Origin of the sequence: Chelatococcus sp. XZ-Ab1 (assembly GCF_029309855.1) — a bacterium.
Taxonomy (GTDB): domain Bacteria; phylum Pseudomonadota; class Alphaproteobacteria; order Rhizobiales; family Beijerinckiaceae; genus Chelatococcus_A; species Chelatococcus_A sambhunathii.
Genome location: NZ_JARKII010000002.1, coordinates 15,451 through 29,968, shown reverse-complemented (window position 1 = coordinate 29,968; position 14,518 = coordinate 15,451). Strand labels below are relative to the sequence as shown.

General features: G+C 68.0%; 14 protein-coding genes. 1 reads left to right on the top strand and 13 read right to left on the bottom strand.

Annotated features, from left to right (window positions below; translation table 11 throughout):
- Window positions 1–5: 5 nt before the first annotated feature.
- The 12 genes from P2T65_RS03550 to P2T65_RS03495 form a co-directional block, all read right to left on the bottom strand.
- Window positions 6–1,583, bottom strand: a complete 1,578-nt coding sequence (locus P2T65_RS03550; protein WP_055458526.1) for a cytochrome ubiquinol oxidase subunit I — start codon at window positions 1,581–1,583, stop codon at window positions 6–8.
- 81 nt (window positions 1,584–1,664) lie between these two features.
- Window positions 1,665–3,356 carry a thiol reductant ABC exporter subunit CydC gene (gene cydC / locus P2T65_RS03545; RefSeq protein ID WP_055458527.1) on the bottom strand — a complete coding sequence of 564 codons (1,692 nt, stop codon included), beginning with the start codon at window positions 3,354–3,356 and terminating at the stop codon, window positions 1,665–1,667.
- Window positions 3,353–5,134, bottom strand: coding sequence for a thiol reductant ABC exporter subunit CydD (gene cydD / locus P2T65_RS03540; RefSeq protein ID WP_276199203.1), 1,782 nt, complete (start codon window positions 5,132–5,134; stop codon window positions 3,353–3,355). The genes cydC and cydD overlap by 4 nt, the downstream gene beginning before the upstream one ends.
- A gap of 2 nt (window positions 5,135–5,136) precedes the next feature.
- On the bottom strand, window positions 5,137–5,715 hold the full coding sequence (locus P2T65_RS03535) for a GbsR/MarR family transcriptional regulator (protein ID WP_055458529.1): 579 nt from the start codon (window positions 5,713–5,715) through the stop codon (window positions 5,137–5,139).
- 240 nt (window positions 5,716–5,955) lie between these two features.
- On the bottom strand, window positions 5,956–7,704 hold the full coding sequence (gene sulP, locus P2T65_RS03530) for a sulfate permease (protein WP_276199202.1): 1,749 nt from the start codon (window positions 7,702–7,704) through the stop codon (window positions 5,956–5,958).
- A gap of 22 nt (window positions 7,705–7,726) precedes the next feature.
- Window positions 7,727–8,170, bottom strand: coding sequence for a DUF6691 family protein (locus P2T65_RS03525; protein ID WP_055458531.1), 444 nt, complete (start codon window positions 8,168–8,170; stop codon window positions 7,727–7,729).
- On the bottom strand, window positions 8,170–8,601 hold the full coding sequence (locus tag P2T65_RS03520) for a YeeE/YedE thiosulfate transporter family protein (protein ID WP_055458532.1): 432 nt from the start codon (window positions 8,599–8,601) through the stop codon (window positions 8,170–8,172). The genes P2T65_RS03525 and P2T65_RS03520 overlap by 1 nt, the downstream gene beginning before the upstream one ends.
- Entirely contained in the window at window positions 8,598–8,924 is a 327-nt protein-coding gene (locus P2T65_RS03515) for a metalloregulator ArsR/SmtB family transcription factor (RefSeq protein ID WP_186438088.1), read from the bottom strand. The genes P2T65_RS03520 and P2T65_RS03515 overlap by 4 nt, the downstream gene beginning before the upstream one ends.
- A gap of 38 nt (window positions 8,925–8,962) precedes the next feature.
- Window positions 8,963–10,312, bottom strand: a complete 1,350-nt coding sequence (gene blh, locus P2T65_RS03510) for a bifunctional sulfur transferase/dioxygenase Blh (RefSeq protein WP_055458534.1) — start codon at window positions 10,310–10,312, stop codon at window positions 8,963–8,965.
- Window positions 10,309–10,515, bottom strand: a complete 207-nt coding sequence (locus tag P2T65_RS03505) for a DUF2892 domain-containing protein (protein WP_055458944.1) — start codon at window positions 10,513–10,515, stop codon at window positions 10,309–10,311. Before P2T65_RS03505 ends, blh begins: the two co-directional genes overlap by 4 nt.
- A 179-nt stretch (window positions 10,516–10,694) precedes the next feature.
- Entirely contained in the window at window positions 10,695–11,027 is a 333-nt protein-coding gene (locus tag P2T65_RS03500) for a metalloregulator ArsR/SmtB family transcription factor (protein ID WP_055458535.1), read from the bottom strand.
- A 479-nt stretch (window positions 11,028–11,506) separates the two neighbouring features.
- The gene (locus P2T65_RS03495) at window positions 11,507–12,466 is read right to left on the bottom strand and encodes a hypothetical protein (protein ID WP_276199201.1); all 960 of its coding nucleotides are present in this window, start codon (window positions 12,464–12,466) and stop codon (window positions 11,507–11,509) included.
- 269 nt (window positions 12,467–12,735) lie between these two features.
- Here P2T65_RS03495 and P2T65_RS03490 point away from each other — a divergent pair, with 269 nt between their 5' ends.
- Window positions 12,736–13,452: a carbonic anhydrase gene (locus tag P2T65_RS03490; RefSeq protein WP_055458536.1), complete on the top strand. Its 717-nt coding sequence runs from the start codon at window positions 12,736–12,738 to the stop codon at window positions 13,450–13,452.
- Between the two features lie 119 nt (window positions 13,453–13,571).
- On the opposite strand, the gene P2T65_RS03485 is transcribed toward P2T65_RS03490, so the two are convergent.
- The gene (locus P2T65_RS03485; RefSeq protein WP_276199200.1) at window positions 13,572–14,480 is read right to left on the bottom strand and encodes a glycosyltransferase family 2 protein; all 909 of its coding nucleotides are present in this window, start codon (window positions 14,478–14,480) and stop codon (window positions 13,572–13,574) included.
- Between the last annotated feature and the right edge of the window lie 38 nt (window positions 14,481–14,518).

Sequence of the window (14,518 nt, the reverse complement as noted above, 5' to 3'; positions counted from 1 at the left end):
GGCGCTCACTCTGCAGCGACGAGAGACTGGGGAACGAGTTCGGCCTCCGGTTCGTCGTCTGCCTCCGGGCCCTTGCGGATCGCGCGGACCATCAGGGCCATCTCGATGACGATGAGAACCGTGTAGATCAGAGCGAAGCCGATGATCGTCATCAGCACCGTCGAGGCGCCGAGGCTCGAGACAGCAGCGGCTGTCGGCAGCACACCCTCGATGATCCACGGCTGCCGGCCGAACTCCGCCACGATCCAGCCGAGCTCGGCCGCGATCCACGGCAGCGGTATGGCGAAGACCGCAAGGCGCAGCAGCCCGGGATAGCGGTCCAGCCGGCGCCGCGCCGACAGGTAGAAGAAAAGCGCCGTCAGGCCGATGAAGAAGAAGCCGAGCCCGACCATGATGCGGAAGGACCAGAACAGCGTCGGCACGTGCGGAACCATGTCCCAGGCCGCCTGCCTGATGTCGGCCTCGCTCGCCTCACGCGGATCGTCGACGTGGCGCTTGAGGAGCAGCGCATAGCCCAGGTCATGGCCGTTGTTCTCGAAGGCCTGACGGACCTCCGACGTGACCTTGTCCGCCCCGCCGGCGGCGCGGATCTGCTGCAGGGCGTCGAAGGCCGCGATGCCTTGCCGGATACGCGCCTCGGCCCGCGTGACGAGTTCGTCGATGCCCGGGATCTCCTGCGTGAGCGAGCGGGTGCCGATGAGCCCCATCACCCACGGGATCTTGATCGCATAATGGGTCTCGCGCGCCTTCTGGTCGGGAAAGCCGACGAGGGTGAAGGCAGCGGGCGCCGGCTCCGTCTCCCACATGCCCTCGATGGCGGCGAGCTTCATCTTCTGGTGCTCGGTGGAGAGATAGCCGCTCTCGTCCCCCAGCACGACGACCGACAGCGAGGCGGCGAGGCCGAAGGACGCGGCCACGGTCATCGAACGCTTGGCGAGCTCCGCATGCCGGCCCTTGAGGAGATACCAGGCCGAAACGCCGAGCACGAAGATGGCGGCGGTGACGTAGCCGGCCGAAACCGTATGCACGAACTTGGCCTGCGCGACGGGGTTGAACAGCACCGCGAAGAAGTCGGTCACTTCCATGCGCATCGTCTCGGGATTGAAGGCCGACCCGACCGGGTTCTGCATCCAGCCGTTGGCGATCAGGATCCACAGCGCCGAGAAGTTGGAGCCGAGCGCCACGGCCCAGGTCGTCATCAGGTGCCCGACCTTCGACAGCTTGTCCCAGCCGAAGAAGAACAGTCCGACGAAGGTCGCCTCGAGGAAGAAGGCCATCAGGCCCTCGATGGCGAGCGGCGCGCCGAAGATGTCACCGACGTAGTGGCTGTAATAGCTCCAGTTCATGCCGAACTGGAATTCCATGACGATGCCGGTGGCGACGCCGAGCACGAAGTTGATGCCGAACAGCGTGCCCCAGAATTTCGTCATCTGGCGCCAGATCGGACGGCCGGTCATGACATAGACCGTTTCCATGATGGCGAGCAGCACGGAAAGGCCGAGCGTCAAGGGCACGAAGAGGAAGTGGTAGAGCGCGGTCATCGCGAACTGCAGCCGCGATAGGGCGACGATGTCGAGTTCCATTTGACGTCAAGTCCGGCTTGCCCGGGCCCCCTGTGCTTGCGGCGTCACCGGCGGGCGGCGCCTTGCTGCGGTCGAATACCGTCAGTCGGGTCGCAGCGTGGCGAGCGCGGCCTGAAAGCCGGGCTCGCCACGGGCGATGATGGCGGCGATGGTCCCCCGATCCATGATGACGAGGCGCTCCGCAGCCTCCGCCTCGCGCCTGATATGCGTCGCGACGACGATCGTCCGGTCTCCGGCGCTTCCGCCAAGACGGGCGAGAACGTCGCGTGCCGTCATCCCGTCGAGCCCTTCGGTCGGCTCGTCGAGGAGCCAGAGCGGCGTCGGGCGCAACAGCAGCCGCGCGAGGGCGAGCCGCCGCGCCTGACCGCCCGACAGGCCGTGGCCGCCCTCGCCGAGACGGGTGTCAAGCCCGTTCGGCAGTGCCTCGGTGTCGTCCCGGAGGCCGGCGGCGTCGAGCGCCTCGATCAGGCGGGCATCGTCCGCCCGCGGGTCGGCGAGGCGCAAGTTGTCGCGCAATGTGTCCTGGAACAGCTCGGTGCGCTGGGTGAGCAGCGTCGCCGCGCGGCGCGCGACCTGGCCGGCCTGCGGAGCGACCTCGCCGGCCAGCAGGCCGAGCAAGGTCGACTTGCCGGCACCGCTCGCACCGATGAGCGCGATGCGCTCGCCCTCGCCGATGGTGAGCGTGATGGCGTCGAGGGCCGGCCTCGCGGCACCCGGATACCGCACCGTGACGTCCTCGAGGCGGGCGGCGACGCCGGCGGGCGGCGCGACGGGGCCTGCTGCTTCCAAGGGCGAAGCGAGCCGCGGCGCGATCCGTCCGGCCGCGATGAGCGTGCGGCCGAGTTCGACCGCGCCCCGCCGCAGCGCTGCGAAGGGCTCCATCGCCGCAAGAGTCACCAGGAGGCCGAGCGCCGCGACCGGCGCGCCGATGGTGCCGCTTTCGGCCAGCAGCGCGACCGCGACGAGGGTGCCAGCCAGAAGCAACGCCCCCGCGACGGCGAAACCGGCGCCGGTGCGCACCTCGATGCGGTTCAGCGCATCGTCGCTCTCGGACAGGTAGCGGTCGGCGGCGGCAAGGCCATCCTGCCGCGCGGCGAGCCGCCCGGCCATGATCCATTCGGTCTGACCGCTCACGAGGTCGATGGCGCGCGAGCGCAGCACCTCGAGCCCATGGGCGCGGCGCCGCGCGGGCCGCCGCGCCGCCACGGCCGCGGCGGCCGGCAGGCCGGCGCCGGCAAGGATGAGGAAGCCGGCGGCAGACAAGCCGAGGAGCGGCTGCATCAGCTCCAGCACGACGCCCGCCGCAAGGGCGACGGCACAAGCGCCGATGATGGGCACGATGACACGCAGATAGAGCGAATCGAGCGCGTCGATGTCGAGCGTCAGGCGGAACAGGAGGCGCGCCGGCCGCTTGACGAGGTCCCGCGCGGCACCGGGCTGCGCCCAGCCGCGGAACAGGCGCTCACGCAGCGCGGCGAGCACGGCGAGCGTAGCGTCATGTGTCGTCAGCCGCTCGCCGTAGCGGGACGCGGTCCGCGCGAGCGCAAGGAAGCGGATGCCGGCGGACGGTACGAAGACGTCGAAGGCGAGCGCCGTGGCGGCCGAGAGGCCCGCGATCCCGGTCGCGGTGATGAACCAGCCGGAGAGGCCGAGAAGCGCGATGCCGCAGAGGGCCGTGGCGACCGACAGCAAGACGCCTGCGATCAGCATGGCACGGCTGCCGGAGAGGAAGAGCCCGGCGACGGGACGGAGCTGGCGCACAAGCCCGGTCATGCGGCGTCCTCCAGGCGTGTCGCGGAGAGATGGATGATGCGGTCCATGCGGGCGGCGAGCACAGGATCGTGCGTCGCCACGATCAGCGTCCGTCCCGCGGAGAGCCGGATCAGCGCCTCGGTGATGCTCGCGGCAGTCACGCTGTCGAGATGGGCGGTCGGCTCGTCGGCAAGGATGAGGCCGGCCTCCGGCGTCACCGCGACGCGCGCGAGGGCAAGGCGTGAAGCCTCCCCGCCCGACAGGCCGACGCCGTTCTCGCCGACCGGCGCCGCGCCCCGCCGCTTCGCCACCTCGGCGAGGCCGGCGAGAGCAAGCGCGTCCTCGACCGCATCCCGGCCGATCCCGTCCCGGCCGAGCGTGACATTGGCGGCGAGCGATCCCGCGAAGACATGCGGGCGCTGGCCGATCCAGGCCATGCGGCGGCGCAGGCGCCCGGCACTCCGGGCCGTGAGGGCCTCGCCGGCAATGAGGATGCGGCCGCTCTCGGGCGCCACGAGCCCGGCCAGAAGGGCGATGAGCGTCGACTTGCCGCCGCCGCTCGGCGCCAGCAGAGCAACGCGCTCGCCCGGCGCCACCACGAGGTTGAAATTGTCGAAGACCGGCTCGCCGCGCCCGGTATGGCCGAAGCGCAGCTTCTCGATGCGGACCGATGGCGCAGCGCCGGCCTCCGGCCGAGAGGACAGGTGCACATGTTCGGCGTCGGGCAGGTCGCAGCCCTTCTGCGACAGGCGCGCAAGCGCATCGAGCGCCGCCTCGCCCGCGGCCCGGTCGTGCCAGACGGCGGACAGGTCGCGCAGCGGCTCGAAGAAGGCGGGCGCGAGCAGGAGGATGAAGAGCCCCTCCCCGAGCGTGAGCCGATCGCCCCAGGTGCCGAACGGCAACTGGCCGAGGAGGTGGAAGCCGACATAGACGGCGACCATGGCGACGCCGAGGGCGGCGAAAAGCTCGAGCACCGCGGAGGACAGGAAGGCGATACGCAGCACGGCCATGGTCCTGATGCGCAGGCTCTCGGCATCCGCCCTGAGCCGCTGCGCCGTGGCATCCACGGCATCGAGCGAGCGTATGGTGGCAAGACCACGCAGCCGGTCGAGCAGGAAGGCGTTCATGCCGCCGAGCTCGACGAGCTGCGCCTCGCTCGCGGCTTTCGCACGCCAGCCGACGAGCGCCATGAAGACGGGGATCAGCGGCGCGGCGACGAGGAGCACGAGCGCCGCGGCCCAGGACCAGGCAAGCACGACGAGAAGGATGGCGACCGGGACGATGCTCGCCCGCAGCCGCGCCGGCTGGAAGCGCGAAAGATAGGGCACGATGGCCTCGGCCTGTTCGGCAAGCGTGCTCGCGGCGAGGCCAGCCGCCGGGCGGCCGATATCGACCGGGGAGCGTGCAGCGAGCGCGGCCACGGCCTCGCGGCGCCGCTCCGCGAGCACGGCCCGCGCCTGGCGAAAGGCCATGCGGCCGCCGAGCGCATCGAGGAGCGCACGCAAGATGCCGATGAGCAGCACGCCGGCCGCATTGACGAGAATGGCGTCGACACCGCTGCCGCCGGCGATGTCCGCGACCGACCAAGCGAGCAACCCGGCCTGCGGGATCCACAGGAGAGAGGCCGCCGCCTGGAACATCGCGCCCGTGCGCGTCGCAGCACGTCGCTGCGCGCGACTGGCGGCATGGCTTGCACCGGCACCCGCCCCCTGCACGACGGCACGGTCGTCGCCCACCGGAAGAATGGCGCTGCGCCGGGCGGTCGCCGGAGCGGTGCTGATCGTGCCGGCCCGTGTCATCTCTATTCCCTGCGTTCGCGGGCCGCCGGTTTCCGGCGGGCGATGGACACGATCCTGTCCTTGGCTTCGAGGAACTTGGTCACACGGGAGCCGAGGCCGAGCAGCATGGCGAGCCGGTCGGTGTCGAGCTGCTTGACGTCGTCGTACCAGGTCGTCAGGCGCTCGATCAGCCCGTGCATCTCGGCCATGCGTTCCTGGGCGAAGCGCTCGTCGTCATTGCCCGGCTTCTGCATCAGGATCTCGCGCAAGACCGACAGGGTGGGGTCGATCTCGCGCTTCTTGCGCTCCTCGGCGAGCGTCCGCAGGATCTGCCAGACATCGTCTGGCGTCGTGAAGAAGTCGCGCCTGTCGTCAGGCCGGTGCTTGAGCAGGACGAGATTCCACGCCTGCAATTCGCGCAGGCTCATGGAGACGTTGGAGCGAGAGATGCCGAGCGCCTCGACGATCTGGTCGGCGCAGAGCGGCTGAGGCGAGACATAGAGCAGCGCATAGATCTGCCCGACCGTGCGATTGATGCCCCAGCGGCTGCCCATCTCGCCGAAATGCAGCACGAAGGACTGGACGAGGGGAGGAAGGTTCATGACCGCGCACCCAAGCATCAATTTCAGAAATTTCTGAAAATTATATACGCAACTCGTCGTATATGCGCAAGTGCGAATGTTCTTTGGAACCCGCCTGCGCGGCGGCAACGTCAGCCGGAGCATGCATGACCCCCACCCCGTCGCCCGTGAACAGGCTGATGCTGCGCCGGGGCACGCCCTGCGGCATTGACGGCGATCAAAGGCTCCCTGCCGTCAACGACGGGATCGGAAGCCGCCGCCCTAGACCACCGCGAGCGGCCGGTGCTCCGCGCCGCGCAAAGACCTGACGGCTGCGAACTGGCTGAGGAACACCTCCCCGGTCAGTTGGTCGAGGAAATCGGAGCGCCGCAGGCGGTCCATGACCGGACCTTTCACCTCGCTCAGATGAAAGGCGATGCCGGCATCGGCGAGGCGGCGGTTGATCGCCTCGAGACTGGCGAGCGCGCTGGCGTCGATCTCGTTGACCGCCGGGCACATGAGCACAACGTGCCGGACCTGCGGCCGTTCCGCCACCAGCTGCGCGATCCGGTCCTCCAGATAACGGCTGTTGGCGAAATAGAGGCTCTCGTCGACACGGATCGAGAGGATGTGCGGCTCCGTCAGCACCGCATGGCGCGCGACGTTGCGGAAATGCTCCGTGCCCGGAACCTGGCCGACAATGGCCATGTGGGGCCTGCTCGAGCGGTAGAGAAACAGGAAGAGGGACAGACCGACACCCGCCACGATGCCGGGCTCCACGCCCAAGGACAATGTGACCACGATGGTTGCCGCCATGGCAGCAAAATCGGCTCGTGAATAGGCGAACACATGGCGAATGGCCCGCAGGTCCACAAGCGAAAGCACGGCGACGATGATGGTCGCGGCAAGCGTGGCCTGCGGAAGAGCCGCGAGGAAAGGCGTCAGAAAGAGGGTCGCAACGGCGATGCCAGCCGCCGTGAACACGCCCGCAGCCGGCGTCTCGGCCCCAGCGTCGAAATTGACGACCGAGCGGGCGAAGCCCCCCGTCACGGGATAGCCTGCCGACAGGCCGGCCGCGATATTGGCGGCTCCGAGCCCGATCAGTTCCTGGTCAGGCTCGATGCGCTGGCGCCGCTTGGCGGCGAGAGTCTGCGCGACGGAGACGGATTCGACGAAGCCGATGATGCCGATCAGGAAGGCCGGCCCGGCGAGTTGCCCCAGAAGATGGGGCGAGATGTCCGGGACGGCGAACGCCGGCAGCCCCGGCGGGATGGCGCCCACCAGCGCAACACCGTGCGCGGCAAGGTCGAAGCCCTTCGCCAGGAGAATCGTCACGGCGACAGCGAGGATCGGCGCGGCCTTGGTCAGAAGATCGGCCGCGCGCCGCCCGAGGCCGAGCCCTATGAGAAGCGGCTTCAACCGCGTGCGGGCGAACAGGAGGAAGGACAGGACGCCGAGCCCGATGGCGGCGGTGTGGGGATTGACGCCGGAGACGGCGCCCGCGAGCGTCGCGACGATCGCCGGCAGCGTGTCGCCGCCGCCCGCGATGCCGAGGATGTGCTTGATCTGGCTCGCCGCGATCAGGATGCCGGATGCGGTGATGAAACCGGAGATCACAGGATGGCTCAGGAAATTGGCAAGGAAACCGAGCCGCAGGAGGCCCATCAGCATCAGCATCGCGCCGGAGAGCAGTGCCAGCGCGGCGGCGGCCGCCAGATAGCCGGCGGTCCCCTGCGCCACGATCTCCCCGACCGCTGCGGCGGTCATGAGCGAGACGACAGCCACGGGCCCGACGGCAAGCGTGCGGCTGGTGCCGAACAGCGCATAGGCGACGAGTGGCAGGATCGACGCATAGAGGCCGACTTCCGGCGGCAGGCCGGCGAGCATCGCATAGGCCAGCGACTGCGGGATGAGCATGATCGTGAGGATCAGCGCCGCCACGAGGTCGCTCACGAGGCTTGCGCGGTCATAGGCCCTGCCCCACGTCAAGATCGGCAGGTAGCGTTCAAGCCGAGCTACAGCGCTGCGCATGGTAGCCTCGCTCCACCAGTCGTCAGGCAGTACGCGACCGGGCCCGCCCGGCCAGGCCACCGCGGAGGAAGCGCGCCAGCGCGATACCGGCCAGCATCGAAGTGACGAAGATGAGCGCGCGCGGCTGTCCGAGCCCGAGCGCCGGCACGGCACCGCCCGGACAGAAGCCGGTGATACCCCAACCTATGCCGAACACGGCCGCGCCCGAAACGAGCGGCAAGTCGATCCGCCGTGCCGTCGGCAGATGGAAGGTCTCGTCGAGGAGGGGTTTTGGGCGCTGCAGCACGACGCGATAGCCGATCGCGGTGACGATGAGGGCGCCGCCCATCACGAAGGCGAGCGACGGATCCCACGATCCGGCAAGATCGAAGAAATTGAGCACCTTGGCCGGGTTGATCATGCCGGACACGGCGATGCCGGCGCCGAAGACGAGACCGGCGAGAAGGGCAAGGGCGATACGCGCCATCACAGGCCTCCCAGAACGTGGCGGACGAAGAAGACCGTGGCGGCGGTCGCGGCCATGAAGGTCACCGTCGCCGCCATCGATCGCGGCGAAAGCCGGGCAAGCCCGCAGACGCCGTGGCCGGAGGTGCAGCCCGAGGCAAAATGGACCCCGAAGCCCACGAGGAGCCCACCCGCGACGAGCCAGAGAGCGGGCATGCTGCTCTCGAAAGCGATGGCGGACCGGCCTGCCAGAGCGACGATCAGAGCCGGGGCGCCGATCGCTCCGACGATGAAGGCCGCGCGCCAGGCCCAGTCGGCCGCGAGCGGCGGCAGGAGGCCGGTGAGGATGCCCGTCATGCCCGCAATGCGGCCATGGACGGCCATGAGGAGAACGGCCGCAAGGCCGATCATCGTGCCCCCGAGGAAGGAGGCGACGGGTGTGAACTCTGTCATGGGTCGATCTCGTATGAGGCCGGCAAACGCCGGTGGGGCGCACCGGTCTCGCAGAACAGCCGGTGCATGGTCTCGATGAAGGCCTGGATGCGTGGATCCGCGAGCCGGTAGAAGACGTGCTTGCCCTCCTTGCGGCCGGCGATGAGGCCGGCCTCGCGCAGTTCCGCGATCTGCTGCGACAGACCCGGCTGGCGGATGCCGAGCGTCTCTTCGAGCTCGCGCACGGAGCGCTCGCCCTCGACGAGCGCGCAGCAGACCAGCAGGCGGTCCGGGTTCGACATCTTCTTCAGGAAGGCGGACGCATCGCCCACCTTCTCCTTCATGCCGGACAACTCGCCGAAGGACCTTTCCGTCACGGATGTCACTCCCATGCCGCGCCCTCAAGGAGGTCGAGCGGGATCTTGAGATAGCGCCGCCCGTTGCCTTCCGGCTCCGGCAGGCGCCCGCCATTGGTGTTGATCTGCAGCGACTGCAGGATCAGCTTGGGCATGGGCAGGGTCCTGTCGCGCGCTTCACGGGCGGCGACGAAGGCCTCCTCGGTCCTGAACTCCGAGATATGGATGTTCTTCGCCTTCTGCTCGGCGACGGTCGATTCCCAGCGCGGCTCGCGGCCACCCGGCTGGTAGTCGTGGCCGGTAAAGATGCGGGTCTCGTCCGGCAGCGCCAGGATGTCCTGGATCGAGCGCCACAGCACCCTGGCGCTGCCGCCGGGAAAATCCGCGCGCGCGGTTCCGCTGTCCGGCATGAACAGCGTGTCGTGCACGAAGGCCGCATCGCCGATGACATAGGTGACCGAGGCGAGCGTATGGCCGGGCGAGAACATCACCCGCGCGTCGATGTTGCCCACCTTGAAGGTGTCGCCGTCGGCGAAGAGCCGGTCCCACTGCGAGCCGTCGGCCGGAAAATCCGGCCAGTTGTAGAAGCCCTTCCAGAGCTTCTGGACCTCCGTGACCTTCTCGCCAATGGCTGTCGGGGCGCCCGTCTTCTCCTTCAGATAGGCCGCCGCCGAGAAATGGTCGGCATGGGGGTGTGTATCGAGAATCCACTCGACCTCGTAGCCCTTCGCCCTGATGAAGGCGAGGATGCGATCGGCGTTCTTCGAGGCCGTCTGCCCCGACTTCTCGTCAAAATCGAAGACGGGATCGACGATCGCGCATTTCCTCGTCTGCGGGTCGGCAACGACATACTGGACCGACCAGGTGCGAGGGTCGAAGAAGCCGGTCACTTCGGGTTTCTGCACCATGGCTGTTCCTTTCCTGATAAGCGTCTGAGGGCCGGTGTCCGGTGCGCCCCTTGTCGTCAGCCAAGCGACTGCGGCTGAGAGATCGAACCCATGCTCGGCCCCGAACGAGACAAGATCGCCCTTCGCCATCCGGCCATCGAGTACTTCGCCGATGGCCCATAGCGTGAGGGAGCGCGTCCCCGACCGGCAGAAGGCGAGGACAGGGCCCGGGCTGGCGGCCAAGGCCCGCTGAAAGGCCCTCACCGTTTCCTCGCCGATATTCATGCCGGCAACCGGCAGGTGAATGCTGGCGAGCCCGGCCTGCCGCGCCGCCGTCGCGATCGCTTCGGCCTCCGGCTGGCCGGGAGTCTCGCCGTCCGGTCTGTTGTTGACAATGGCCGCGAAACCGGCAGCGGCGAGCGTTTCGACGTCTCCGGGCCGGAGTTGCTCGCCGACGGCAAGGGCATCGGTGATCCAGACGAGCTTCACCTGCGTTCTCCCCTGATGGGACACGTGTTGACGCCAAGGAGCGTGTAGAGCGGACAGAGCGAGAAGAGACCCGTCAGTAGCGGCACAAGGCCGAGAAGCCCCCACCAGCGCGCATCGCCGTCGACGAAGGCGACGAGCGACAGAAGTGCGAGGCCGACGATGATCCGGACCGCCCGGTCAATGCCTCCGATATTCCTCGTCATGGTCATGCCCTTTCCCGAGAAGGCCATCGCCTTCAGTTGATACTTACATGATAACGATTGCAAATTTTTGCAACTGTTTGGTTACAAGAATCTGCAAACACCCGACGGGGTACGGGCTTGGGTTCCCTCGCGACGCTCTGGGCTGAACCCGCCGCGGTCCGTGTCACCCTCCCTTCCGGTCAGGCTTCGGCGCCTACGGCCTCCGGCAAGGCAGGCGTGCAGAAGGACTGGTAGAGAGCGACCAGGATCGCCCGTGCCGGTTCGCTCTCGATCCGATACCAGATCGTCTGCCCCTCCCGCCGGCCAGCGATCAGCCGATCACGGCGCAGGAGCGCCAGATGCTGCGACACGGTGGAGTCCCGGATGCCCAGGAACTCCGCGAGCTGCCCGACCGACTTCTCCCCGTCGACGAGCTGGCACAGGATCAACAGGCGATGACGGTTGGCCAGGGCCTTGAGAAGCTCGCTGGCCTCGTCCGCAGCCCGTTGCATGGTTTGGCTGTCGATATTCATTTGTGCGAACCTACGATAATTCGAATATACATGTCAAGACGGCATTTGCATCCTTCCCGGCCATGCAGAGGGTAGCATCAGGCCGGATAGGCCGAACGTTGTCCGCCCTCAACGTTCAGCCGCTTTCCTCCCCATGGTTCCGCGAAGGCCGCGCGCGCCGTCGCTCGTCGCCCGGGCCGCCGATCGTCCGCACCAAGAAACGGCAATGGCCGCGTTTGGTGCGGACATTGAAGCGCCCGGCGGAAGGAGCGCTCAGCATGCACTGACTGATCGAACAGTTAAGATGCCGAATGAGCGAGACACTCCGCCTGCGGCTTCGCCGGGGTCTTGATCGGTGATGAAATTGAATATTCACCCGATGGGCAGAAGCGACCGGCCGCCAACCGCTGCCGGGGGTGCCACGGAGCCGGTTCGGATCAGCTTGAAGCCCGGTCGGGGAATCCGACCGAACCATCGAGAAGGGGCCCGGCGGCCTTCCGCTAGCCGGCGTCGGCAGGAACGCCCGGCCCTCCCGCCTCAACTAGCGCCGAACCGGTCGCGGCGAGCGCCGCCTCGATGAGACCGGTGCAATGGACCATTTGCCATGAGGCCCATTGCGCGAACTCCTCGACGAAATCGGGCGCGACACCGGCAAGCCGCCCGCGCCCGTCGGTGTGGAACCAGCCTTCGCGCTGGGCCTCGTTCATCAGGCTGCCGATGTGGGCGGCCGAGACCTGGAAGCGCCGCGCGAGTTGCCGGTAGCTCAGCGAGCCCGCCGCGGGGGACGAGGCAAGGCCATCGAAACGGGCCGCGAACACTGCCGTCAGCAACAGATAGCCGCTGTCGCGCTCTGCGAAATGCAGCACGCGCGGGAAGGGATGGATGAGGGTACCGTGCGCCAGCACATAGGCGGCCGACCGGCGGATCACATCCCCGAGAAGATCGTGATTGTCCGCAAGCCGCGCAGCGCGCGCCCCGCCCCGGCCCGCAAGGGCGTCCGACGCAGCGATGAACAGCCGCGCCGAGCGGCCGATTTCCGCGATCATCGGCGGTGCTGGCCGCAGGTGCTTCACGCGGCGATCGTTCGGCGATGGCTCGGTGAGGATGAGGCGACCGGACTTGAGGGCGGCCACGAACCCGGCCGTCTGTCGCTCACTGGCGCCCGAAACCTTTTGCAGGGCCGTGAGTGTCGGTGCGGGCCCCGTGCCCCGGACCCATGCGTAGTAGTTGTGGATCAGCATGTAGCAGACCAGATAGCGGCCGATCTGGTCGAAGAGCTTGTAGACCGGCCAGTCGATCCGCGCCGGACTGCTCATCCCCCGGCAGTAGGCGGCGAGCGCCGCGCGAAAGCCAGGATGCCGGCGCAGGTGCGCCGCAGCGTCCTCCAGCGCCGCAAGCTCTGCAGCATTGGCGAGCGCCTCCCCCGATCCCCGTTCGTCCTGCAATGCAGCACTCGCCACCAACGCGCACCCCCGCCACCTACGGCAGCTATGCTTAAATTTTCCTGAAATATTTCATAAATATATCAACGATGAACCTAATATTAGTTGCGATCCTGCCACTACATGCAAAGTTTGGGCATTTCAAGCCCGCGCTCAATGTATAACAATCCGGCCATTGCCGGGTGCGATGCAGCGTCGATGCGGAGCCATGCGTGAGCGGGCCCGCAGGGCGGCGTGTCATGGCGGTCGCCCGGTACAGGATCTCGGATGAGAAAGGGGGGCAGAACATGTGCAATGATCCACGATGCGGGCACCGCTCGCACCTGTCGCGGCGGGGGCTTTTGGCCGCCGGCACCGCGGCCTGGCTTGGCATGCAACTCGGCCCGGCCGTGGCCCAGACGGGCGCGCCGCCCAATGCCATCGGGCCGGACGAGGCGCTGAAGCGGCTCGTCGATGGCAATGCCCGCTATGCGGCGAACACCGCCGCGAACAAGGACTTCTCCGCCGGCCGGGCGGCGCGCGCCGAGAGCCAGCACCCCTTCGCCGCCGTCGTGAGCTGCGCCGATTCCCGTGTCGCGCCCGAGCTTGCCTTCGACCAGGGACCGGGCGAGCTCTTCGTCGTCCGCGTCGCCGGCAATTTCGTCAACACCGACGGGCTCGCCAGCCTGGAATACGGGGTCAAGTTCCTCGGCATTCCGCTCATCATGGTTCTCGGCCACACCAATTGCGGCGCCGTCGACGCCACCATCAAGGTACTGAAGGACAATGCCGAGCTACCCGGCCACCTGCCGGAGCTCGTCAACTCCATCAAGCCGGCGGTGGAGGCGGCCAAGAAGGCAGGCTCCGACGACCTGCTGGACCGCGCCATCATCGAGAACGTGCGCCACAACGTGGCCGAGTTGACGAAGGCCGGGCCGATCGTGTCGCGCTTCGTCAGCGAGGGCAAGGCCAAGGTCGTCGGTGGCGTCTACAATCTGGCGACCGGCAAAGTCACGCTCGTCTGAGCCGTCCGCCTGCGGAGCCCACAGGAACAACCGTGGCGTTCGGCTCACCCGGGGTCGGCACCCGGCTGATCCATCCCCTCATGGTGGCGCCGGTATGCCGGCGCCGTCCGCACATCCCCTCAGCGCAGCATCGTGCCGAGGCATTTGCGCTTGAGGAACGGCCACAGGATGATGCGGAAAGCCTCGTTGCGCACGGGCGCAAGCGCGAAGCTCTCGACAAGATGCCAGACTGCCGGGAGGTAGCGGCCGCGCGAGGTCTCGTTCGACGAGCGCGCGAAGGCGATGGCTGCTCGAAACGACCGGCCGAGAGCACCCGGCCGCTGCGAAAGACGCTCGAGGTGGTCGTCCACCATCAGGTCGAGGCCCTTGTCGACGAGGGCGGCATTGGCCGCGGAGTCACGCCAGACATCGGCCAGATAGTCGTTGAGGAAGCCGAGCACGACGTCCGGATGATCGGCAAGGCGCAGGAACAGGTCCCAATCCTCGTAGCGCGGATAGCGCAGGTCGTAGCCGCCGATGGCCGCCATGAGGTCACGCCGCGCGATCAGCGTCGAGCCCGGGCAGGTGAAACATCCCCAGACATAATGGCCGATGCCCATGCGCGGCGGATAGGGCCGGTACGCGGGCTCCACCTGCCCGTCGGGCCAGATGAGATCGCAATTGGTGCAGCAGACGTTGATGCCGTGAACGGCCATGAACGCAAGCTGGCGCGCGAGCTTGTCCGGCCGCCAGGCATCGTCGCTGTCGAGAAACGCCACCCACGTGCCCTGCGCCGCGGCGATCCCCGTGTTGCGTGCCGCGGAGGCCCCGGCGTTCGTCTCGTGCCGGATGACGCGGATCCGCCCGGCATGAGGTGCGAGCACCGCCGCCGTATCATCGCGCGAGGCATCGTCCACCACGATGATCTCCCCCGGCGCGAGCGACTGCGCGAAGACGCTTTCGAGCGCCCGCATGATGCAATGCGCCCGGTTGTAGGTGGGGATGACGACGCTGATCTCGGAGGGATGCATCGGTTTGAAAGGTTCCATCGGCCTTGCGAGGCTACTAAGCCAGCCCTGTCCCGATG

Bases quoted from the DNA above. Each gene is read 5' to 3' on its own strand.
- P2T65_RS03485 (WP_276199200.1), bottom strand. From the start codon at position 14,480: ATGGAACCTTTCAAACCGATGCATCCCTCCGAGATCAGCGTCGTCATC.
- P2T65_RS03535 (WP_055458529.1), bottom strand. From the start codon at position 5,715: ATGAACCTTCCTCCCCTCGTCCAGTCCTTCGTGCTGCATTTCGGCGAG.
- cydC (WP_055458527.1), bottom strand. From the start codon at position 3,356: ATGACCGGGCTTGTGCGCCAGCTCCGTCCCGTCGCCGGGCTCTTCCTC.
- sulP (WP_276199202.1), bottom strand. From the start codon at position 7,704: ATGCGCAGCGCTGTAGCTCGGCTTGAACGCTACCTGCCGATCTTGACG.
- P2T65_RS03505 (WP_055458944.1), bottom strand. From the start codon at position 10,515: ATGACGAGGAATATCGGAGGCATTGACCGGGCGGTCCGGATCATCGTC.
- P2T65_RS03520 (WP_055458532.1), bottom strand. From the start codon at position 8,601: ATGACAGAGTTCACACCCGTCGCCTCCTTCCTCGGGGGCACGATGATC.
- P2T65_RS03550 (WP_055458526.1), bottom strand. From the start codon at position 1,583: ATGGAACTCGACATCGTCGCCCTATCGCGGCTGCAGTTCGCGATGACC.
- P2T65_RS03500 (WP_055458535.1), bottom strand. From the start codon at position 11,027: ATGAATATCGACAGCCAAACCATGCAACGGGCTGCGGACGAGGCCAGC.
- P2T65_RS03525 (WP_055458531.1), bottom strand. From the start codon at position 8,170: ATGGCGCGTATCGCCCTTGCCCTTCTCGCCGGTCTCGTCTTCGGCGCC.
- cydD (WP_276199203.1), bottom strand. From the start codon at position 5,134: ATGACACGGGCCGGCACGATCAGCACCGCTCCGGCGACCGCCCGGCGC.
- P2T65_RS03490 (WP_055458536.1), top strand. From the start codon at position 12,736: ATGTGCAATGATCCACGATGCGGGCACCGCTCGCACCTGTCGCGGCGG.
- P2T65_RS03515 (WP_186438088.1), bottom strand. From the start codon at position 8,924: ATGAAGGAGAAGGTGGGCGATGCGTCCGCCTTCCTGAAGAAGATGTCG.